The sequence below is a fragment of the Planotetraspora kaengkrachanensis genome (genome assembly GCF_016862895.1).
In the GTDB taxonomy this organism is placed as follows: Bacteria; Actinomycetota; Actinomycetes; order Streptosporangiales; family Streptosporangiaceae; genus Planotetraspora; species Planotetraspora kaengkrachanensis.
This window is the reverse complement of the sequence record NZ_BONV01000032.1, coordinates 109,406-133,673: the sequence shown is the minus strand read 5'-3', so window position 1 is coordinate 133,673 and position 24,268 is coordinate 109,406. Positions and strand designations below refer to the sequence as shown.

Annotated in this window: 3 protein-coding genes; 1 reads left to right on the top strand and 2 read right to left on the bottom strand. The window is 74.6% G+C overall.

The window, feature by feature from the left end; translation table 11 throughout:
• Nucleotides 1-6 precede the first annotated feature (6 nt).
• Nucleotides 7-1,074, top strand: coding sequence for an iron-siderophore ABC transporter substrate-binding protein (locus Pka01_RS28980; RefSeq protein WP_203886081.1), 1,068 nt, complete (start codon nucleotides 7-9; stop codon nucleotides 1,072-1,074).
• 135 nt (nucleotides 1,075-1,209) lie between these two features.
• Here the strand turns inward: Pka01_RS28980 and Pka01_RS28975 are convergent, their stop codons facing one another.
• Both Pka01_RS28975 and Pka01_RS28970 read right to left on the bottom strand, forming a co-directional pair.
• Nucleotides 1,210-1,422: an MbtH family protein gene (locus Pka01_RS28975; RefSeq protein WP_203886080.1), complete on the bottom strand. Its 213-nt coding sequence runs from the start codon at nucleotides 1,420-1,422 to the stop codon at nucleotides 1,210-1,212.
• 76 nt (nucleotides 1,423-1,498) lie between these two features.
• Nucleotides 1,499-24,172, bottom strand: coding sequence for a non-ribosomal peptide synthase/polyketide synthase (locus tag Pka01_RS28970; RefSeq protein WP_203886079.1), 22,674 nt, complete (start codon nucleotides 24,170-24,172; stop codon nucleotides 1,499-1,501).
• Nucleotides 24,173-24,268 lie beyond the last annotated feature (96 nt).

The following is a 24,268-nucleotide window of genomic DNA, read 5'->3' as shown; positions in this document are numbered from 1 at the left end:
TTTGTGATGTTCCGCTCCCTGAGAGGCACCCGGCTCGTGGCGGCACTCGCCTCCGGCCTGCTCCTGCTCGGCGCCGCCGCGTGCGGTTCGGGCACCGGCACCACCGGCGCCGCCTCCGGGCAGCCCTCGGCGTCCGCGCCGCAGACCGGCGCCTTCCCGGTGACGATCCAGCACAAGTTCGGGTCCACCACCATCCCGGCCGAGCCCCAGCGGATCGTCACCGTGGGCCTGACCGACCAGGACGCCGTGCTGGCCCTCGGCAAGGTCCCGGTCGGGACGACCGAGTGGATCGGCGGCTACAAGGGCGCCGTCGGGCCGTGGGCCGCGGACAAGCTGGGCACGTCGCCCGCCCCGACCGTGCTCAAGGACACCGGCACCGGACCCCAGGTCGAGAAGATCGCCGCCCTGCGGCCCGACCTGATCCTCGCCCTCTACTCCGGGCTGACGAAGGACCAGTACGACCTGCTCACGAAGATCGCCCCGGTGGTGGCGCAGCCCGGGCAGTTCGCCGACTACGGCGTCCCGTGGCAGCAGCAGACCGAGACCATCGGCACCGCGCTCGGCAAGAAGGCCGAGGCGGGCAAGCTCGTCGCCGACGTCGAGGCCCGTTTCAGCGCCGCGCAGCAGGAGCACCCCGAGTTCGCGAAGGCCACGGCCGTGATGGCCACGCCGTACGAGGGGATCTTCGTCTACGGCAGCCAGGACAACCGGTCGCGGGTGCTCACCTCGCTCGGCTTCACGCTGCCCTCCGACCTGGACGCCGTCGTCGGGGACGAGTTCGGCGCCAACATCAGCAAGGAGCGCACCGACCTGCTCGACACCGGCGCGATCGTGTGGATCGTCTCCGACCCCGCCAAGGACTCCGCCACCCTCCACGCGGACAAGCTGTACGGCGACCTGAACGTGGTCAAGCAGGGCCGCGAGGTCTACATCCAGGAAACCGGTGACTACGGCAACGCCATCTCGTTCGTGTCGGTGCTGAGCCTGCCGTACACGCTCGACAAGCTGGTGCCGCAACTCGCGGCGGCCGTGGACGGCGACCCCGCGACGCCGGTGGAGCAGGCCGCCTCCTGACCCACCCCCATGAGCCGGTCTCCCTGAGCCTCGCCTCCGGCGCAGGGAAACCGAGAGGGGCCGGGCCGCGATCGCGGCCCGGCCCCTCTGCATGTCTGCCTGGCGTGCGCCGGCCGCTCGCCGGCATCGGCGTGGTCAGCCGCGCTGCTCCTCGATCAGGCTCGTGGGGCGCATGTCGGTCCAGGTGGCCTCGATGTGGTCCAGGCACTCCTGCCGGCCGGCGGGCCCGTGGGCGACGGTCCAGCCCGCGGGCACCTCGACGAAGTCGGGCCAGAGGCTGTGCTGTCCCTCGTCGTTCACCAGCACCGAGTAGACGCCGTCGGGGTTCTCGAAGGGGTTGCTGCTCACGGGAGTGGTTCTCCTTGTTCTATTCGGGTCGTTCACGGTCATCGGGACGGTGGGGGTCTGCGGACGGAGGGTCGGCTCATGGGTTACGCCGGCTCTGGCGACGGCCGGCCTCCAGTTCCGCGGCGCGGTCCACGATCGCCGCCAGGGCACGCAGCCAGGTCTCCGCCAGGTCGGCCACGGCCTCCTCGGTGAGGATCCGCGACGCGTACGACCAGTGCGCGGTCAGCTCGGGACCGCCGGGGCGGTCCTCGGTCAGCGCGTTGACGGTCAGCGCGTGGGACAGGGGCATGCCGGGGTCGGCGTCGAGGTCCGCGGCGTCGCTCTCGGCGGCGTAGGACCAGTCGGTGGCGTCCGGGTGCTCGAACCGGCCCATGTAGTTGAACTCGATCTGCGGCTCGGGAAGCCGCGCCAGGCCGGGCGCCGTCTCCGGGTTGAGGTGGCGCAGCAGGCCGTGCCCGATCCCGGCGTGCGGCAGGGCCGCGAGGGCCGTGCCGATCCGGGCCACCGCCTCGTCGACCGCGGGACCGCCGGCGAGCGCGTCGGCGAGGTCCACGCCGTCCGCGACGCCCGGATCGAGCAGGACCGGGATGACGCTGGTGAACCAGCCGACGGTCCGTGACAGGTCGGCTCCGCCCGCGAGCTCCTCCTCCCGGCCGTGGCCCTCCAGGTCGACCAGCACGGCGTCGCCCGCGGCACCCTCGCCGCGGTCGTCGCGGCGGCGGCGCCAGTCGGCCACGGCCAGCGCGAGCGCGGTGAGCAGCACGTCGTTGACGGTGGCGCCGAAGGCGGCGGGCACCCGGCCGAGCAACGGCCCGGTCCGGTCGGCCGGGAGCGTGAACGCCAGGTGCCGTTCGGTCTCGACGACGTCCCGCTCGGGGTCGAGCGGCCGCGCCGCCGGCAACGGCGCCGCGCCCGCGAGCACCCTGTTCCACAGGGACAGCTCGTCCGTGCGGGCCGGATCGTGCGCCCGTTCGGCGAGCAACCGCGACCAGCGCAGGAACGACAGGTCCACGGGGGGCAGCGCCACCGGGGCGCCGCGCGCGACGTCCCGCCAGGCGGCGGCCAGATCCGGCAGGAGGACCCGCCAGGAGACGCCGTCGACGACGAGGTGGTGGATCAGCAGCAGGAGCCGCCCCGGCTCGGCGCCGCGGTCGAACCAGACGGCGCGCACCATGTCGCCCGCGTCGGGGTCGAGCCCCGCGTGGGCCCGCCTCGCGTGCTCGGCGATGGCCGCGCGGAGCCGCTCGCCTTCCGCTGCCGCCCCACCTGTGCCGGCGCCGGTCAGGTCGACCGTTTTCAGCCAGCGGGCCACGTCGGCCGCACCCCGTGGGGGAACCTCGAGGGACCACTGCCGGGCGTCCCGCGCCTGCTCCCCCGCGCCGGGAAGGTCCCGGCCACGGACCAGCCGGGCGCGCAGCATGTCGTGCCGGTCCGCGACCGCCTGGAGCACGGCGGTGAGTCCCGCCGCGTCCAGCCCGGCGGGCGTCTGGAGCAGGGCCGCCTGGTGATAGGCGTTGATCGGCCCGCCCCGTTCGCGCAGCGCGTGCATGATCGGCGTCAGGGGGACCATGCCCCTGCCGTCGTCGTCGTGGACGGCCTGCCGCCCGTCCTGTCCGATCGGCCTGGCCACGGATGCCAGGGCCGCGACGGTCCGGTGCTGGAACACCTGCCGCGGTGTGACCCGCAGGCCCGCCGCGCGTGCCCGGCCGACGACCTGCATGGCGAGGATGCTGTCCCCGCCCAGGGTGAAGAAGTCGTCGTCGGCGCCGACCTCCGCCAGCCCGAGCACTTCGGCGACGACCGCGCCGAGGGCCTCCTCGGCCGCGCCTGCCGGGCGCCCGCCGGTCGTCATCTGGGCGAAGTCGGGCGCGGGCAGCGCCCTGCGGTCCAGCTTGCCGTTGGGCAGCAGCGGCAGTTCGTCGAGCAGTACGACCGCGGCGGGGACCATGTACTCCGGCAGCGCGGCCGCCACGTGGGCGCGCAGCTCGGCCGGGCCGGTGACGGCGACCGCCGGATCCTGCGCGGAGACGGCGGACCCGTCCGGTACCACGTAGCCGACCAGCCGCCTGGCCCGCGGGCCGTCCTCGCGGACGGCGACCACGACCTGCGCGACCGCCGGGTGACGCGCCAGCACCGCCTCGATCTCTGCGAGCTCCACGCGGTAACCGCGGATCTTCACCTGGTCGTCGGCCCGGCCGGCGTAGTCGAGCCTGCCGTCGGCCGTCCAGCGCGCCAGGTCGCCGGTGCGGTACATGCGGCCGCCCGCGTCGCCGAAGGCGTGGCCGTACGGATCGGCGACGAACCGCTCCGCCGTCAGGCCGGGCCGTCCGAGGTAGCCCCTGGCCAGTCCCGCGCCCGCGAGGTAGAGCTCGCCCGTGACGCCGGGCGCCACCGGGCACAGCGCGGAGTCCAGCACGTACGCCCGGGAGTTGCCGACCGGGCGGCCGACCAGCGGCCGGTCGCTGTCGCGCACGCGGGCCACGAGGGCGTCCACGGTGGCCTCGGTCGGCCCGTAGAGGTTGTACGCCTCGGTGGAGCGCAGCGCGGCCAGTTCGGCCCAGAGCGAGTCGGGCACGGCCTCGCCGCCGACCCCGACGACCGTCAGCGGGCACTCACCGTCCCTGATCAGCCCGGCGTCGGCCATCTGCGCCAGGAACGACGGCGTGACCTCGATGAAGTCCAGCGCGTCGGCGCGGATGGCCGCGCCGAGCAGCTCGGGGTCGCGCCGCGTCTCGTCGTCGGCGATGTACAGCGTGTGCCCGTCGAGCAGCCACAGCTGCGGCTGCCATGAGGCGTCGAAGGCGAACGACCACGCGTGCCCGACCCGCAGATGACGCCGGCCCGCCGCCCGCTTCGCGGGGTCGTGCAACGTCGCCCGGTGGCTGCGGAAGAGGTTGACCACGCTGCGGTGGCAGACCACCACGCCCTTGGGCCGGCCGGTCGAGCCCGACGTGTAGATCACGTACGCCGGGTCGTCGGGGTGGGGGCCGGTGCGCAGATCGCCTCCGGGAAGGACGGCGAGGGTCGCGACGGTCCCGGGATCGTCGAGGAGGAGCCGCGGCGCCTCCCCGTCCGGCAGGTCGCCGGCGAGGTCCGAGGTGGTCACGACCAGGACGGGCCCGGCGTCCTCGAGCATGTCGCGCGTCCGCTCGGCGGGCTGGCCGGTCTCGACGGGCAGGTACGCGGCGCCGGCCTTCTGCACGGCGAGGATCGCCATCAGGAAGTCGGCCGACCTCGGGAGGGCGAGCGCGACGATCCGCTCAGGTCCCGCGCCGCTCGCGGCAAGCAGCCGGGCCAGCCGGTTGACCCGGTCGTTCAGCTCGGCGAACGTCCAGCTCACCGCACCGGTCCCGGTGCCGGACACCGCGCCCGACACCACGCCCGACACCACGCCCGACACCACGGCGACGACGTCCGGAGAGGCGGCGGCCTGAGCCTCGAACAGGCCGGTGACGGTGTCCGGCTCGCCCGGGGTCGCGGGGAGCGCGGTGTCGTTCCATCCGTGCAGGACGTCGTGGCGGTCCCGCTCGGACAGCACGTCCACCCGCCCGACCGGCAGCCCGGGGTCGGCGGCCATCGTCGCGAGCACGCGCACCATCGACGCGGCCATCCGCTCGGCCGCGCGGTCGTCGAACAGGTCGGGCCGGTACTCGGCGGTGAGGACGAGGTCGCCGTCGGGCTCGACCGCCCACGCGAACGGGTAGTGGGTGGAGTCCTGATGGTCCCGGACGGCGGTGCGCAGGCCCTCCCCCGCGCCGAGCCCCCCGTCGTCGGCCACCGGGTACGACTCGAACACGACGAGGGTGTCGAACAGGTCGCCCATCCCGGCCCGGCGCTGGATGTCGGCCAGACCCCGGTGCTGGTGGGCGATGAGCTCGGCCTGCTCGGCCTGCAGCCGGGAGAGGAACGCCGACAGCGGCTCCCGCTCGTCGATCCGCACGCGGACCGGGATCGTGTTGATGAACAGGCCGATCATCGACTCGACGCCGTCCAGCTCCGGAGGACGTCCGGAGACGGTGGCGCCGAAGACCACGTCGCCGCGGCCGGTGAGCCGCGACAGCAGGATGCCCCACGCGCCCTGCACCAGGGTGTTGACGGTCAGGCCACGCGAACGGGCCAGCGCCGTCAGCTCCCCGGTGAGCCCGCCGGGCAGGCGGACGGTGTGCGTCCTCGGCAGGGCCGGGGCGCGGTCGGGGTCGGCGGGCACGAGGTGCGTCGGCTCCCCCAGCCCCTCAAGCGCCCGGTCCCAGGCCGCGGCGGACGCGTCGGCGTCCTGCCGTGCCAGCCAGGACAGGTACGCGCCGTACGGCACCGGCGCGGGCAGCCCGGAGGCGTCGCCGCCCGTGGCGTAGAACGCCGAAAGCTCCGCCATCAGCAGGGGCACCGACCAGCCGTCCAGCAGGAGGTGCTGGTGCGACAGGAGCAGCCGGTGACGTCCGGGGCCTTCGCTCGCCAGCAGCAGCCGCAGCAGCGGAGGACGGGCGGGGTCGAACCGCCGCCGCTCCTGCTCCAGGTAGCCGGCCCAGCGCTCCTCCTTGTCCGCCCCGTCCGGCCCCGGCAGGTCGACCTGCCGCCACGGCAGCTCCGCGGTGCGCGGCACGACCGCGACGGGCCGTCCGCTCGACAGGTACCTGAAGCCGGCGCGCAGGTGACCGTGCCGGTCGAGCAGCGCCTGCGCGGCCGCGCGCAGCCTGGCGGCGTCGAGCGGGCCCTCGATGTCGTAGGACACCTGCACGGTGTAGACGTCGGGTGCGGGTGGGGCGCCGGACTCCGCCGACGCGCCCGCGGGGTCGAAGGACGCGTGGAAGAGCAGGCCCGCCTGCAGGGGGGTCACCGGAAGGATCTCGGCGACGCCCGTGGACAGAAGTTCCGCCCGTTCCTCGTCGCTCAGGCCGGGCACGGCCGCGCCGGACGGCCCGGATTCCGCGGAGAGGTCGCCCGCGACCGCCGCCAGCGCGGCGGCGGTCTTGTGCCGGAACACGTCGCGCGGGCTGATGTCCAGCCCGGCGGCGCGGACGCGGCCGACGAACTGCATGGCCACGATGCTGTCCCCGCCGAGGGTGAAGAAGTCGTCATCGACGCCGACCCTCTCGAGCCCCAGGACGGCGGCGAACAGCGTGGACACCGTTTCCTCTCGCGGAGTGCGCGCGCGGGTCTCCGTCACCTCGGCGGCGAAGTCGGGCGCGGGCAGTGCCTTGCGGTCGAGCTTGCCGTTCGGGGTGAGCGGCAGGGCTCCGATCGTGACGAAGGCCGCGGGAACCATGTACTCGGGCAGCGCCGCCGCGGCGTGGTCGCGCAGGACGGCCGCGGCATCGTGGCCGGGGGCGGGGACCACGTAGGCGATCAGCCGCCGGTCGTGGGCGATCACCGACACCTGTCCCACCGCCTCGTGCCGGGAAAGCACGGCCTCGATCTCCCCGGGCTCGATCCGGAATCCACGGATCTTCACCTGGTCGTCCGCGCGGCCGAGGAACTCCAGCGACCCGTCACGGGTCCACCGCGCGAGGTCGCCCGTCCGGTACATCCGTGCGCCGGGCACGCGGGCGTGCGGGTCGGCGACGAAGCGCTCGGCGGTCAGCCCGGGACGGTCCAGGTAGCCCCGTGCGAGCTGGACGCCCGCCAGGTACAGCTCTCCGGGGGTTCCCGGCGGCACCGGGCGCAGCGCGGCGTCCAGGACGTAGGCCCGGGTGTTCCAGACCGGGCGCCCGATCGGCACGGTCCGCGCTCCCGGCTCGACCCGGACCGCCGTGACGTCCACGGATGCCTCGGTCGGGCCGTACAGATTGTGCAGTTCGGCCCCGAGCACCGTGTGGAAGCGGGCGGCGAGCTCCGCGGGCAGCGCCTCGCCGCTGCACATGACCTGCCGGAGCGAGGAGCATCCGGCCGCGCGCGGCTCGTCGAGGAACGCGTGGAGCATCGAGGGCACGAAGTGGGCCGTGGTGACCTCCTCGTCCTGCATCAGCCCGGCCAGGTACGCCGGGTCGCGGTGCCCCTCGGGCCTGGCCACCACCAGCGCGGCTCCGGTGATCAGCGGCCAGAAGAACTCCCAGACCGACACGTCGAAGCTCGACGGCGTCTTCTGCAGCACCCGGTCGCCGGGGGTCAGCCCGTACGCCTCCTGCATCCACACAAGCCGGTTGACGATGCCCTCGTGCGGCACGACCACACCCTTCGGGCGGCCGGTCGAGCCCGAGGTGTAGATCACGTACGCCGGGTGGCGGGGGTCGTACCGGTCCGGCAGGTCGCCCGCCGGTCCGTCGGGCAGCTGTCCGTCGATCACGTGGACCGGCCGGGCGTCCTGGAGCATCAGCGCGACCCGCTCCGGCGGGTAGCCCGCGTCGAGCGGCAGGTACGCCGCGCCGGCCCGGTGCACGGCGAGCAGGGCCGTCACCAGGTCGGCCGAGCGCGGCAGCGCCACGGCCACGACGCCTTCCGGCCCCGCGCCCATGCCCGCGAGGGTCCGGGCGAGGCGCTCGACGCGTTCGTCCAGCTCCGCGTAGGTCAGCCGGTCGTCCTCGAAGACCACCGCGAGCGCGCCGGGGGTTCGCGCGGCCTGAGCGCGGAACAGCTCCGGCAGGGTGACCGGCTCGACCGGGTTCGCCGTGTCGTTCCACTCCTCGACGACCGCCTGCCGCTCGTCCTCCTCGAGGACGTCCAGCAGGCTCACCGGGCGGTCCGGGTCGTCCACGACCTGCTCCAGCACGCGGACGAGGCGCCGCGCGAGCGACTCGGCCGTGTCCCGGTCGAACAGGTCCGCGCTGTATTCGATCCAGCCGTCGATCCCCGCGCCGTCGCCGCGCTCGACGAAGTCGAAGCTGAGGTCGAACTTCGCGGTGTCCTGGCCGAGCGGTTCGGGAGCGGCGGCGAGCCCGGAGAAGTCGGGGGTCCGCGCCCCGCCGGCGATGTAGACGACCATCACCTGGAAAAGCGGGTGCCTGGCCAGCGAACGGGCCGGGTTGACCGCCTCGACCAGCCGCTCGAACGGCAGGTCCTGGTTCTCGTAGGCGGCCAGGTCGGTCTCCCGCACCCGCCGCAGCAGGTCGCCGAACGACGGCGCCCCCGACAGGTCCGTACGGAGGACCAGCGAGTTGACGAAGAACCCGACCAGGTTCTCCAGGCTCTCGTCGGCGCGCCCGGAGATCGGTGAGCCGAGGGGGACGTCGTCCCCCGCCCCCAGCCGGTGCAGGAGTGCCGCGACGGCCGCCTGGGCGACCATGAACATGCTGACGCCCCGGTCGCGAGCCAGCCCGCGCAGGGCGCGCTCGAGTTCCTGGCCGAGCGGCACGGCGACGGCGCCGCCCCGGTGGCCGCCCTCCAGCGGACGCGGCCGGTCGGCGGGGAGCGCGAGCTCCTCCGGCAGGCCGTCCAGCTGACGCAGCCAGTAGGAGAGCTGACGGGCCGTCGGGCTCGCCGGGTCGTCCCCGTCTCCGAGCAGGTCGCGGTGCCACAGGGCGTAGTCGGCGTACTGCAGCTGCAGCGGCGGCCATTCCGGCGCCCCGCCGCGGAGCCGGGCCCGGTAGGCGGTGGTGAGGTCGTGCCACAGGGGACGGTCCGACCACTCGTCGCCCGCGATGTGGTGGACCACCAGGAGCAGGACGTGCTCGTCCGGGGCGAGCCGGAACACGTGGGCGCGCAGGGGCGCCTCCCGGTCGAGCTCGAAGCCCTGACCGGCGGCGTCGGCCAGCAGCTCCCCGAGGTCCTCGTCAGTCACGTGCCGGACGAGGGGGACGACGCCGGCCTCGGCCGCGTCCAGGATGTGCTGGTGGGCGTGGCCGTCCCGCTCGCGGATGACCGTCCGCAGGCTCTCGTGCCTGGCCACCAGGTCGGTGAGCGCGGCCCGCAGGGCGTCCACGTCCAGCGGGCCGGTCAGCCGCCACGCCATCGGGATGTTGTAGGTGGCGCCCGGGCCCTCCAGCCGGTGCAGCACCCACAACCGCCGCTGGGCGGACGACAACGGCACGAGCTCCGGCCTCCGTGCCGGCGCCGGCCTGCCGGCGCGAGGGCCGGTCTGCTCTCCCGCGGACCGGACGGCGCCGGCGCGCAGCCGCTCCGCGAGCCGGGCCGCGGTGGGCGCCTCGAACACCGCGCGCAGGGTGATCTCCGCGTCCAGCGCCGTGCGGACGCGGCTGACCAGCCGCATCGCGAGCAGCGAGTGGCCGCCGAGCGCGAAGAAGTCGTCGTCGACCCCGACGCGCTCCACCCCGAGCACGGCGGCGAACAGCTCGCACAGGATCTCCTCGCGGGCGTCGCGGGGCCGCCGACCGGCCCGCGCGCCCGCCGGGTCCGGCGCGGGAAGGGCCCGGCGGTCCAGCTTGCCGCCGATCGACCGGGGCAGCGCCGCGAGCTCGACGAACGCCGCGGGAACCATGTACTCCGGCAGCGCGGCCGCGGCGTGCGCCCGCAGCGACGCCGGGTCCACCGGCTCCGCCGGGACGACGTAGGCCACCAGCCGCTGCGCCCCCGGCGTGTCCTCACGGACCACCACGGCCGCCTGGGCCACGGCGGGATGGGCCCGCAGGACCGACTCGATCTCGCCGGGCTCGATCCGGAATCCCCGTAGTTTGACCTGGTCGTCGGCGCGGCCGAGGAATTCCAGGGTGCCGTCGGCGCGGCGCCGTGCCAGGTCTCCGGTGCGGTACATGCGCTCGCCCGGCCCGCCGTACGGGTCGGCGACGAACCGCTCGGCGGTCAGCGTGGGACGGCCTAGGTAGCCGCGGGCGAGGCCGGCGCCGGACAGGTACAGCTCTCCGGGGACGCCGGCCGGGACCGGACGCAGCGCGGAGTCGAGCACGTGGACGCGGACGTTGGCCAGCGGCGCGGCCCAGGTCCCACTCCCGCCCCGACGGCCGGGCCCGTCCTGCGCATCCGAGCCGTGCCGGCCGTACGCGTCGACCGCGAACTCCGTCGGGCCGTACATGTCGTGGACAGCGACGCCGGGCAGTTCGCACAACGTGCGCCACATGGCGGACGGCATGGCCTCGCCGCCGATCGTCATCACGCCCGGGCGGTACCGGTCCGGGTCGAGGAAGCCGTGGTGGGCCAGCTCCTGCAGGTAGGTCGGGGTGAGGTCGAGGAAGTCGACCCGCTCGGCGGCCAGGTGGGCCTGCAACGCGGCCGGGTCGGTCATCGTGGCCTCGCCGAGGACGTGCAGCTCGTGCCCGGCCAGCAGCCAGAGCATCGGCTCCCACGAGGCGTCGAAGCTGAACGACGCCGAGTGCACGGCACACAGCACGTCGCGGCCCGCCGCCCGGCGGGCCGGCTCGATGAGGTCCTCAAGCTGGGAGCCGTAGAGGTTGCTCAGCCCGCGGTGGGTGCCGACCACGCCCTTCGGCCTCCCTGTCGAGCCGGACGTGTAGATGACGTAGGCGGCGGCGTCCGGCCCGGGGGGCGCGGCCGGGCGGTCACCCGGACGTGCCGCGGTCTCCGCGGCGTACGACGGGTCGTCGAGGAGCACCATCGGCGCGTGGCCGTGCGGCAGCGCGGCGGCCGTGGCGGCGGTGGCGAGCACGCACGCCGGAGCGGCGTCGGCCAGCATGTGGCCGAGCCGCTCGGCCGGGTGGGCCGGGTCGAGCGGAAGGTAGGCCGCGCCCGCCGCGAGCACGCCGAGGATGGCCGGGACCATCTCCGATCGGGGAAGGGCCAGTCCCACGACGCTCTCCGCGGTCACCCCGCGCCGCAGCAGCAGGCGCGCGAGGCCGTCGGCCCGCGCCGCCAGTTCGGCGAACGTCGTCCGGCCCGCCTCGGTGACCAGCGCGACCTGATCTGGCCGGGCGCGGGCGGCCTCTGCGAACAGTTCGGGGACCGTGCGCCGCTCCAGGGGACGCGCGGTGTCGTTCCAGGCGCCGAGGGACGCCCGCCGTTCGGCGTCCGTCAGCACCGGGACACGGCCGACCGGAAGGTCCGGGTCGGCGGTCACGAAGCCGAGCAGGGCGATCGTGCGTTCCACCAGTGCGAGGGCCGTCGCCTCGTCGGCGCGGTCGGCGGCGTACTCCAGCAGGAGGGTGATCCGGTCGCCCCGCACGTGGTCGACGAAGGTGAAGTCCAGGTCGAACTTGGTGGTCTCGATCCGCGCAGGCAGCCACTCGGTCGGCAGCCCGAGCATGTCAGGGTCTCCGTCGGGCCGGTAGTGGTAGCCCAGCATGACCTGGAACAACGGGTTGCGTCCTGGGACGCGCACGGGGCCCAGCGCCTCCACCACCCGCTCGAACGGCAGGTCCTGGTTCTCGAAGGCCGCGAGGTCGGCGTTCCTGACCCGTTCGGCCAGCTCCCTGAACGTCGGGCCGCCGGACAGGTCGGCTCGCAGGACGAGGGTGTTCACGAAGAAGCCGACGAGGTCGTCGAGCGCGCTGTCGGTGCGCCCCGCGATGGGGGCGCCGATCGGGATGTCGTCGCCCGCCCCCATCCGGTGCAGCAGCGTGGCGACCGCGGCCTGGAGCAGCATGAACATGCTGGTCCCCGTCTCCGCCGACATCGCGCGCAGCGCGCGGGCGGTCTCGGGGGGCAGTTCGGCGCGGACGGTCCCGCCCCGGCCGGTGGGCTCGGCGGGGCGCGGCCGGTCGAGCGGGAGCGGGATCTCCTCCGGCAGCCCGTCCAGCGCGCCGGTCCAGAAGGCCAGCTGCCGCCCACCCTCACCGCTCTCGCCCTGCTGTTCCATGTCCTCAGGGCCCTCAGGGCCGCTGAGCAGGCGGCGCTGCCAGAGGGTGTAGTCGGCGTACTGCACAGGCAGCGGCGTCCACTCCGGCGCCAGGCCGGCGGACCTGGCCAGGTAGGCACCGGTCAGGTCGGCGAGGAACGGCCGGTCCGACCACTCGTCGGTGGTGATGTGGTGCAGCGTGATCGCCACCACGTGGTCCTCGGGCGCGACCCTGAGTACGTCGGCCCGCAGCGGCGGCTCGGCGCCCAGGTCGAACGGGCGCCGCACCGCGTCGCGGATCCGGGCCTCCAGCTCGTCTTCCGCGCACTCGCTGACGGCGAAACCGGGCTCCGCCTCGTCCGCGGGCACGATCCGCTGGTACGGCTCGCCGTCGTCCTCGGCGAACACCGTGCGCAGCGCCTCGTGGCGGGCCGCCACGTCGCGCAGCGCCGCACGCAGGGCGGCGGTGTCGAGCGGGCCGGCCGGCCGGAACACCAGCGGGAAGTGGTACGCGTCGCCGCCGCTGATGCGCTCGGCCAGCCACAACCGGCGCTGCGCGGCAGACAGCGGGACGCGCTCCGGCCGATCCCGCACCGGAACGACGGCGGCCCTGGCGGGCCTGCCCGCTCCCGCCCTCTCGGCCAGCAGGGCGGGCGTGGGCGCCTCGAAGAGGTCGCGGATCGCCAGTTCGGCGCCGAGCTCGGTCCTGGCCCGGCTGACGAGCCGGGTGGCAAGCAATGAGTGGCCGCCGAGGGCGAAGAAGCCGTCCTCCGCGCCGACGGACGGCAGGCCGAGCACCTCGGCGAACAGCCGGCAGAGCACCTCCTCCTGCGGGGTGCGCGGCCCTCGCCCGCCGCCGAGCGCCACCGAGGGCTCCGCGTCGGGCAGGGCCCTGACGTCCAGCTTGCCGTTGTCGTTCATGGGCAGCCGGTCGAGCGTCACGAAGGCGGCAGGGACCATGTAGTCGGGCAGCCGCCTGCCCAGGTCCTCCCGCAGCCTGCGCACCAGCCCGCTCGCCCCGCGCGCCGTCGACGGCGTGCTGGCGTACGGCGCCGCGCCGTCGACGGGGACGTACAGCCCGGCCGACACACGTGCGTCCGGCCGCACGTCGCCGCGCACGAACACGGCGTCGTAGGCCCCGGGATCGCGCGACCACGTGGTCAGCACGCGGTAGCCGAGCGACGCCCCGAGCGCGTGCAGGTCCTCGGGCTCCACGGCGTCGCCGTACACGGTCTCGCCGAGGACCTCGCGGGCGCGGCGGACGCCGCCCTCGTCGAGTGCGCGCACGGCGGCGAACTCGCCCGCGACGCGCGCGTCGGGGACGCCGGTCACGCGCAGCGACTCCGGCCGCTCCTGGCGGAGGCGGTCGGCCAGCCCACCGGTCCGCCCCGGCTGCCCGGCATGACCGCCGTCCGGCAGGTCCGGCCAGGCCACCGCGGGCGCGCCGCCGAGGTCGAGCGGCCGGGCGTCCTCGCGGTACAGCACGGCGTCGTAGCGGTGCCGCGTCAGCTCGTTGTGGTGGCGCCCCCGCTTGGTCCGCAGGTCGACGCCGAACCCGAGGGAGGCGAAGTAGCCGGGATCGACGAGAAGCTCCTTGTCCAGCCGCATGCCGCGCTCGACGGCACGGCGGACGGCCGCCGCGTCCGCCTGGTCGCCGTCCTGTGTGAGCCTGACCGCGGTGTGGAACGCCCGCGCCCGCCGCAGGTCGCGCACGTCGCCGACGAAGAGCACACCGTCCGGCGCGAGCAGTTCCATGGCGCCGCGGACGACCTCGGTGAGGTGGTCGGCGCTCGGGAAGTACTGGATGACGGAGTTGATGACGATCGTGTCGAACCATCCCGCGGGCAGGCCGTCCGTCACGTGGGCGGGCAGGCACCTCAACTCGACCTTGGCGGCCAGCTCGGGATCGCGGCGCAGGTCCTCGCCGATCTTGCGGATGACGGGTTCTGCGAAGTCCGTCGCCCAGTACGCCTCCGCGCCGGGCGCCAGCCGGGACAGCAGCAGCCCGGAGCCGACTCCGATCTCGAGGATGCGGCGCGGGCGCAGCTCCTGGATGCGGGCGACGGTCTGCTCGCGCCACTCCCGCATGTGCTCGACGGGGATCGGGCGCCCGTCGTAGCTGCTGTCCCAGCCCGCGAAGTCCTCGGTGAAGACCGCGGTGCCGATCTGCTCGTACTCGTCGGAGTAGATCTCCCGCCACTCCCCGATCTGGTCCCGCTCGGCGGCCGACCGCTCCTCCGCGCTCGCCTCGGCGGGCACGACGTAGCCGACGAGGCGCTGCGTGCCGGGCACGGACGGGTCGGGGCGGGCGATGACGGCCGCCTGCGCGACCTGGGGGTGCTGGGAGAGCGCGGTCTCGATCTCGCCCAGCTCGACGCGGTATCCGCGGATCTTCATCTGGTCGTCGGTGCGGCCGAGGAAGTCCAGGTTGCCGTCGGCACGCCGCCGCACCAGGTCTCCGGTGCGGTACATGCGCTCCCCCGGCTCGCCGTACGGGTCGGCGACGAACCGCTCGGCCGTCAGGGCGGGCCTGCGCAGGTAGCCCCGGGCCAGGCCGATCCCCGCGATGTACAGCTCGCCGGGGACCCCCTCGGGCACCGGGCGCAGCCACGCGTCCAGGATGTGCGCCCGGGTGCCGCGGATGGCGCGGCCGACCGTGGGCGTCTCGCTGTCGCCGGTGCCGCCGCCGAGCGTGTTGATGGTGTACTCGGTCGGGCCGTACAGGTTGTAGCCGTAAGTGCCCTCGGTGTCGCGGAGCCGGCTCCAGACCGTCTCGGAGACCGCCTCGCCGCCGAGCAGCACCAGCGGCGGGCGGTGCCCCTCCAGCAGGCCCTCCTCGATCAGCAGGTGGGCGTAGGTCGGGGTGACGTTGACGACGTCGACGCGGTTGGCCTCGCAGTAGGCGACCAGCGCTTCGGCGTCACGCCGCAGTTCCTCGTCGCAGACGTGCACCTCGTGCCCCTCGACCAGCCAGAGCAGCTCCTCCCACGACATGTCGAACGCGAAGGAGACCGTGTGCGCGATGCGCAGCCTGCGGCCGCCGGCCGACGCGACGGCCGGGGCGAAGATCTCCTTCTGATGGTTGAGGTGCATGTTGGTCAGGCCGCGGTAGGGCGTGACGACGCCCTTCGGCCGTCCCGTCGACCCGGACGTGTAGATGACGTACGCGGGGTGCTCCAGGCTGAAGCGCGGCCGGTCCGCCTCGGTCACCGGGCCGGAGGGAAGGGCGTCGAGTTCGCCCGCCAGGGCCGCGTCGTCGAGCAGGACGCGCGGCACGCCGGGCACGGCGTCCGCGAACCGCGTGGAGACGGCCGCGGTGGACACCAGCAGCAGCGGACGTGCGTCGTCGAGCATTCCGGCGAGCCGGTCGTCGGGGTGGTCCAGCTCCAGCGGAAGGTAGGCGGCCCCCGCGCGCAGCACCGCGAACAGCGCGACGACCATGTCGATCGAACGGGGCAGGCCGAGCGCGACGACCTGCTCCGGCCCGGCCCCGCGTGCGAGCAGCAGCCGGGTCATGCGGTTGATGCGCGCGTCGAGTTCGGCGTAGGTGACGCTCCGCTCGCCGAAGACGAGCGCGGTGGCCCCGGGCGTGCGGGCCGCCTGCCCGGCGAGCAGGTCGGCGATCGTCTCCTCGGGTGCGGCGACGCGCCCGGAGGCGCGTTCCTCCTCCAGGGCCGCGTGCTCGGCGGGGAGCAGCGGGTCGAGGCGGCCGGCGGGCGCGTCCAGGCCGGCGGCGAGCCGCTCGAGCAGGAGCGTGAAGCGGTCGAGCAGCGCCTGCGCGCGGGGCCCGCCCACGATGTCGGGACGGTGCGCGAGGGTGACCCGGATGCGCTCCCCCGGCGTGACGACGAGGTTGACCGGATAGTGCGTGGCGTCGACGTTCGCGACGGCGGTGGCGCCGTGGCGCTCGGACAGCTCAGCGAGCCGTTCCTCGGTGTCGCTGTTGCGGAGCACGAAGAGGGTGTCGAACAGCCGCCGGCGCCCGGTCTCCGCCTGCACGACGCCGAGGCCCAGGTATTCGTACGGCATCAGGGCCAGGCGCTCGTCCTGCACGCGTCGCAGCAGGTCGGGCACCCGTTCCGCGGGGTCGTACGCGATGCGGGCGGGGACGGTGTTGAGGAACATGCCGATGACGTTCTCGACGTACGGCACCTCGCTGGGCCGCCCGGCGACGGTCGTGCCGAAGACGACGTCCGTGCGGCCGGTGGCGCTCGCGAGGGTCAGTCCCCAGGCGGTCGTCAGGACCGTGTTCATGGTCAGGCCGTGCCGGCGGGCGGTGTCCCGCAGGCGCCCGGTGACGTCGGCGGGCAGGACGACGTCGAGGCTCTCGGGGACGACCGGTTCCAGCCCCTGGTCGGCGGCGGCGAGCAGGGTGGGCTCGTCCAGGCCTGCCAGGGCGGCCCGCCAGGCCCGCGCGGCGACCGCGGTGTCCTGGTCGTCCAGCCACGTCAGGTAGTCGCGGTACGAACCGGGGTCCGGCAGCCCGGTGTCGTCGCCGCCCGTCTCGTACAACCGGAAGAGCTGGTCGAGGAACACCCAGGCCGACCAGCCGTCCCAGAGCAGCAGGTGCCTGCCGATGATGAGACGGTCGCCGCGGTCGCCGAGGCGGACGAGCAGCATGCGGAACAACAGCGGCCGGGCGAGGTCGAACCTGCGGGTCCGCTCGGCGTCCATGAGGTCGCGCAGCCGCGCGTCCTGTTCGCCGGCCGGCAGACCGGTCAGGTCGGCCTCCTCGAGCGGGATCTCCGGATCGCGGACGATGAACTGCACCGGCTGGCGTAGCCCGTCGCTGGTGAATCCGGCGCGCAGGCCGGGGTTGCGGGCCAGCAGCGCCCGCGTCGCGGTGCGCAGCCGTTCCGCGTCGACGCGGCGCGCGAAGTCGAAGGACTCGTGGACGGTGTAGACGTCGAGCGCGCCGTCGTCGTATGTCGAGTGGAAGAACAGGCCTTCCTGCAGCGGGGCGAGCGGCCACACGGCCTCGGCCCCGCCGGGACTGAGCCGGTGGACGCGGCGCGTCTCCTCGTCCGTGAGCGACAGGGCCGGGACCCGCCCGCCCGGCGCCACACCCGGACCGGTGGCGGAGGCGGACTCCAGGGCCGCGGCCGCGAGCGCCGCGGGCGTACGGTGTTCGAAGACGTCGCGGGGGCTCAGGTCGAGGCCCGCGCGGCGTGCCCTGCTCGAGACGCCGATCGAGCTGATGCTGTCGCCGCCCAGCAGGAAGAAGTCGTCGTCCGCGCCGGCCTCCAGCCGCAGGACGGCGGCGAAGATCTCCGTGAGGGTCCGCTCGCGCTCGTCGCGCGGGCCGCGCGACGGCACGCGCGCCGTCTCCGGCGCGGGAAGGGCCGCGCGGTCCAGCTTGCCGCTCGGCGTCAGCGGAAGCGCCTCGAGCACGACGTACGCCTCGGGCACCATCGGGGCGGGCAGCGCGCCCGTGAGGGCCGCACGCAACGAGGCCGGCTCGGCGGACGCCGCGTCAGGAGAACCCGGGGCGGCCACGACGTAGGCGACGAGCCGGGAGCCGAGGACGGCCACCGCCGCCTGGGCGACGGCGGGCAGACGGACCAGCGCGGCCTCGATCTCGCCGAGCTCGATGCGGTTGCCGCGCAGCTTCACCTGCCGGTCGGTGCGGCCCAGATAGGTGACGACACCGTCCTCGTCCCGCCGCACCAGGTCTCCCGTGCGGTACATCCGCGTGCCGGGCGGCCCGTACGGGTCGGCGACGAACCGCTCCGCCGTGAGACCGGACCGGGCGTGGTAACCCCGGGCGAGCTGCACCCCGGTCAGATAGAGCTCACCGGGGACTCCGGCGGGGACCGGGCGCAGACACGCGTCCAGCACGAGCAGTCCGGTGTTCCACACCGGGCGGCCGATCGGGACGCCGGGGCCGTCGCCGGGCGCGGACTCGTCGCAGGCGTGGAAGGTGACGTCGACGGCGGCCTCGGTGGGACCGTACAGATTGTGCAGCGGCGCGCCGGTCAGCTCCCGCCACCGCGCGGCCGCGGCAGTGGACAGCGCCTCGCCGCTGCTGAAGACGCGGCGCAGGGTGGCGGCCCAGGAGGTGTCGCCGGTGATCTCCTCGGCCTGGAGGAAGGCCTCGAGCATCGACGGGACGAAGTGCATCGTGGTGATCCGCTGCTCGCGGATGAGGTCCGCGAGGTAGGCGGGATCGCGGTGCCCGTCCGGCCGGGCGAGGACGACGGCCGCGCCCTCGCACAACGCCCAGAAGAACTCCCAGACGCTCACGTCGAAGCTGGACGGCGTCTTCTGCAGCACCCGGTCGTCGGCCCGCAGGCCGTACGCGCCCTGCATCCAGGCCAGCCGGTTGACGATCGCCCGGTGGGTGACGACCACGCCCTTCGGCCGCCCGGTCGAGCCGGAGGTGTAGATCAGGTACGCCGCGTCGTCCGGCCCCGCGCCCACGCCCTCACCGAAGGCCCCCGGGTCGCCCGTGTCGCCGTCCCGGCCGGGCGGCGCGTCGAGGACCAGCGGGGTGAGCCCATCGGCCGCGGGCAGGCGCGGAGCCGTCGCGGCCGTGGTCACCACCGTCGAGGCCCCCGAGTCGGCGAGCATGTACGCGACGCGGTCGGCCGGGTAGTCGACGTCGACCGGCAGGTAGGCGGCGCCGGACTTGAGCACGCCGAGCAGCGCCACCATCAGCTCGGCCGAGCGGGGGACGGCGACGGCGACGACCTTCTCCGGGCCCGCGCCGCGCGCGCGAAGACGCCGGGCCAGCTCCCCGGCGCGCGCGTCCAGCTCCTCGTAGGTGAGGCTCGCGCCTTCGTAGACGACGGCGGTCGCCTGGGGCGTGCGGGCGGCCTGCGCCTCGAAGGCCGCGGCCAGTGTGGTCGCGGGGACGTCCCTGACCTCCCCCGTGATCCGGGCGCGGGCCTGCTCGCCGGAGGAGAGCAGTTCGATGCGGGCGGCGGGCAGGGCGGGGTCGTCGGCCATGGCGACGAGGATCCGGGTGAGCCTGGCGGCGATCCGCCGGACGGCCTGGCCGTCCAGCCGCTGCGCGTGATGCTTCAGCCGCAGATCGAGCCGGCGTCCCGGCTTCACGATGAGGGCGAGCGGGTAATGGACGGCGTCGTGGAACTCGTGGCCGACGATCTCCACCGTGCCGGTGGGGTCGGTCAGGCCGTCGCCCGCGGGATAGTTCTCGAAGACGAGCAGGGTGTCGAAGAGCTCGCCGACGCCTGAGAGCCCGGCGATCCGCTGGATCTCCGCGAGGCCGAGGTGCTGATGCCCGAGCAACTGGGCCTGCTCGTCCTGGAACCGGCCCATGAGCCCGGCGAGGGTGTCCGACGGGGTCCACTGGAAGCGCGTCGGCAGCGTGTTGATGAACAGCCCGGCCATCGACTCGATGCCGTCGAGCCGCACGTCGCGTCCGGAGACGGTCGTGCCGAAGACCACGTCCTGGCGGCCGGTCAGCCGTCCGAGGAGCAGCCCCCAGGCGGTCTGCACGGCCGCGCTCAGCGTGACGCCCTGCTCCCTCGCCCGGGCGGAGAGCCGGGCGGTCACGTGCTCGGGGAGCTCGACGCGCACCTGACCCGGCAACAGCGGAGCGTCTGCCGCGGGGGCGTCGACCAGGCGCGTCGGCTCGTCGAGCCCGGCGAGCGCGAAGCGCCACGCGTCGCGGGCGGCGTCGCGGTCGGCCGTGGACAGCTGCCGGAGGTATTCCCGGTACGGGGCGGGACCGGGCAGCGGCGCGGGGTCGTCGCCGTAGAAGGCCATCAGCTCCCGGTGCAGCACCGGCAGCGACCAGCCGTCGGCCACGATGTGGTGGAAGGTCAGCACGAGGTGGCTGCGCTCGCCGGTGAGGCGCACCAGCGCGCACCTCAGCAGCGGCGGCCGGGCCAGGTCGAAGCGGGCGGCGCGTTCGGCGGCCGCGACGGACTCCGCCTCCTCCTGACGCGCCTGAGGGTCGTGGGCCGACAGGTCGACCTCGCGCCAGGGCAGGTCGAGGCCCGTCGCGATGATCTGCACCGGCCGGCCGTCCTCGAGCCGGCGGAAGCAGGCGCGCAGCGGCGCGTGCCTGTCGAGCAGACGCTGTGCCGCGCGGCGCAGGGTGGGGCCGTCGACCGGGCCGGACAGCTCGATCACCTGCTGGACGACGTAGGCGTCGCGGTCGGAGCCGTCCACGAGCGCGTGGAAGTAGAAGCCCTCCTGCAGGGGGCCGAGCGGCAGCGCCTCCTCCACTGTGACCGGGTGCTCGCGCTGGAGTTCGGCCAGGTCGGCCTCGTCCAGCCGTACCAGCGGCACGGCCGGTGAGCGTGCGTCGCCGCCGTCACCTGTGCCGATCGGGTCCGGGTGGTCGGGCGGCGCGGCGTGGTTGTCGGCGAGGGCGGCGACCGTGCGGTACCGGAAGACGTCCCGCGGAGTGAGCCGCAAACCGGACTGCCGGGCGCGGCCGAGCAACTGGATGGCGACGATGCTGTCCCCGCCCAGCGCGAAGAAGTCGTCGTCGATCGAGACCGACCGCAGTCCGAGCACCTCGGCGTACAGGGTGCACAACAGCTCTTCGCGGGGATCGCGGGGAGCGCGGCCGGAGCTGAGCGACGCGTGGTCGGGCACCGGGAGCGCCGCGGCGTCGAGCTTGCCGCTCGGCGTGACCGGGAGGCGGTCCAGCGGCACGAACGCCGAGGGGACCATGTAGTCGGGCAGCCACTCGGCCGCGTGCGCGCGCAGGGTCCGCATCAGCGCCGCGACGTCCCGGAACGGCGCGGGCGTGTTGGCGTGCGGGAATTCTCCGGACGGTTCGCCAGGCAGGTCCCGCGCGGGTCCGGCCGCCGGGCGGTAGAGCCGTCCGGAGAACGCGACGGCGTGGCCGCGGGCGTCGGCGTCGCGGGCACCGTCTCCGCTGACGAAGACGGCGTCGAGCGCGCCGTCGTCGGCGTGGCCGTTCCAGGTGACCGCCACGCGGTGGCCGTGGCGGGCGGCGAGCATGTGCACGGCCTCGGGGTCGACGGCGTCCGCCGGCGCGGCCGGGCGGCTGCCGTCGCCGAGGGCGTCCAGTGCCGCAAGGTCGCCGGAGAGCCGGGCGTTGGGCATGCCGGTGACCCGCAGCCGGGAGGCCGGACGTCCGCCCGCGAAGGCCACCTCGTCGGAAACGGGCCCGCCCTCGGCGGCGCGGGCGGCGAGGAGGGCGCCGAGCGCCTTCATGCCTCCGAGGTCGGCCCACCGCACCTCCTGCTCGCCGTACGGCACGGCATCGGGCGCGGGCTCGTCCCCTGCTCCCGGCGCGCCCCCGGCGCCCGGCGCGTGATCGTCGCCGGCGGAGGCGTCCGCCCGCCTACGCAACACGACGTCGTACCGGTAGCGGGTGAGCTCGTTGTGGTGGGAGCCGCGCTTGACGCGGATGTCGGCCTCGAAACCCTCCAGCGCCGCGAAGTAGCCGGGGTCGAGCAGTAGCTCGCCCTCCCATGTCACGGACCTGTCGACGGCGGCGCGCAGCGCCTGCTTGTCGCCGGGGTCGGTCCCGCGCCCGGTCTCGACGGCCGCGCGCAGGCACCGGAGCAGGCGCAGGTTGCGCACGTCGCCGACGAAGAGCCGCCCGCCGGGCGCCAGCAGCGTCGCGGCCTTGCCCAGCACGTCGGTGAGGTAGGCGGCGCTCGGGAAGTACTGGGCGACCGAGTTGACGACGACGGTGTCGAAGAACCCCTGGGGCAGGCCCTCGACGTCGTGCGCGGGCCTGGTCAGAAGCTCGACCCGTCCCGCGAGGCCGGGTAGGGCGTCGACCTGGGCGCGGAGGGCGCGCACCGCCTCCCCGGACAGGTCGGTGCCCCAGTACGCCTCGCAGTCCGGGGCGACGCGGGACAGGACGAGCCCGCTGCCGACGCCGATCTCCAGCACCCTGCGCGGCCGCTCCGCGCAGATGCGCTCGACGGTGGCTTCACGCCATTCGCGCATCTCCTCCAGCGGGATGGGCAGGCCGTCGTACATGCTGTTCCAGCCCGCGAAGTTCTCGCGGAAACCGTCCGATCCCGCGGCGGCGTAGAGAAGCTCGTGGAGGTCCTTCCACTCCCCGACCCGGTCGGTCTCGCCCGCCGCCGACGCGTCCAGTGAGGGCACGACGTACGCCGCGAGCCTCCGGTCTCCGGGCCTGTCCTCGCGCACGACGACCGCTGCCTGTGCGACGGCGGGATGCCGCCGCAGGGCGGACTCGATCTCCCCGGGCTCGATGCGGAAACCGCGGATCTTCACCTGCGCGTCGGCCCGGCCGAGGAACTCCAGGCGTCCGTCGGCCTTCCAGCGCACCAGGTCGCCCGTGCGGTACAACCGCTCGCCGGGCGGCCCGAAGGGGTCGGCGACGAACCGCTCTGCGGTCAGGTCGGGCCGGCCGAGGTAGCCGCGCGCGAGCCCGGCGCCGCCGAGATAGAGCTCCCCCGCGACTCCCACGGGGACCGGGCCGAGCCGGGCGTCAAGGACGTAGGCGCGGGTGCCCGGGTCGGGGCCGCCGATCGGCACGAGGGAGCCGGACGGAATGTCCGGGTCGCACAGTCCCAGCGTGGAGTTGGTGGTCGCCTCGGTCGGCCCGTACGCGTTGAACATCATGCGGCCGCGCGCGTAACGGGCGACCAGTTCGGGCGAGACGCGTTCCGTGCCGGCGAGCAGCGTGGCGGACGGCGGCAGTTCGACGTCGTCCGGCATGGCGGCGAGCAGCGCGGGCGGAAGGATCATGAAGGTGACGCCGTTGGCGTTCGCGTAGTCGGCCAGCGGCGCGCCGGGCACGCGGCGCTCGGCGGGGACGACGACGAGCCGGCCGCCCGACAGCAGGCCGAGGCACAGATCCCAGAAGGCCACGTCGAAGCTCGGTGAGGCGAACTGGAGGACCCGGCTGTCCGGCCCGACGCCGAAGCGCTCGCTCTGGGTCGCGACGAGCTTGGCGACGCCGCTGTGCGACAGGACGACGCCCTTGGGACGGCCGGTCGAGCCCGAGGTGTAGATCACATAGGCCGGGTGGCGGAGCGAGAGCAGCCCGCGGTCGGCCTCGCCGGGATCGTGGCCCGGCCGTGCCGCGAGTTCCTCGACGACCCGCGGCGCGTCGAGGACCAGCACCTCCATGTCGTCGCGCACGGGGAGGTCGGCGGTGGTCTCCGCGACGGCCACCAGGCAGGTGGGCGCGGCGTCGGCCAGCATGTAGCCGATGCGGCCGGCCGGGTAGTCGGTGTCGATCGGCAGGTAGGCGGCGCCGGACTTCAGCACCGCCACCTCGGCCACGATGAGCTCGGCTGAGCGCGGCACGGCCAGCGCGACCACGCGCTCGGGTCCCGCGCCGCGGGCGATCAGCGCGTGCGCGAGCCGGTTGGCCCGCTCGTCCAATTCCGCATAGGTCAGCCGGGTGTCCTCGAAGACCAGCGCGACGGCGTCCGGGCGCAGCCTGACCTGCTCGGCGAACAGCTCGGGCCAGGTCAGCGAAGGCACGGAGTGATCGGTGGCGTTCCACTCCACGAGGATCCGGTGGAGTTCACCGCCGCCCAGCATCTCCAGCGCGCCGATGGGGGCGTCCGTGTCGGCGAGGCCGCCGGACAGCAGGGCCGCGTAGTGGCCGAGAAGCCGCTCGGCGGTCTCGGCCAGGAAGAGGTCGGGCCGGTAGGTCACCCGCGCCCGCCCGTCCACGACGCGCAGGACCAGGTCCAGCGACCCCACGCTCTCGTCCGGGACGGGCTCGGCACCGGGCTCCCCGGCGGGGCCGATGGCGAACGCCGTGTTGAAGAAGACCCCGCCGCCGCGTGTGGGCTCGGGCCGCAACGTGCCGGCCAGCGCGGCGAGCGGCAGCCGGTGGGCACGCGCCTCGGCGACGGCGGCGTCCACCGTCCGCGTGAGCTCGCCGAAGCTCGTGCCGCCGCTCACCGCGACGCGCAGCGGCAGCCCGTCGAACCCCACGGTGACGTCTTCCACCCCGCCGTACCTGTGCAGCAACGTGACGTACGCGGCGAGCAACTCCGGCTCGGGGACGCCGGCCCCGGCGTCGAGCGCCAGTTCACGCGTGTCGCGTTCCCCCGTGTCGTCCAGCCCGTACGGAAGGTCCGCCGGAAGAGCCGATTCCTGCGGGAGCGGCGAGAGCCGCCTGTGCCAATACGCCGTCGCTTCCTCAGTGACTTCTGCCTTACCGGACACAGGTGACCAAGCCTCCCAATCTCAACAGAACGGGACACGGCAAGCCGCGACCGCCCGACATACTAAGGTAAGGGTTACCTAACTACACAAGACCGT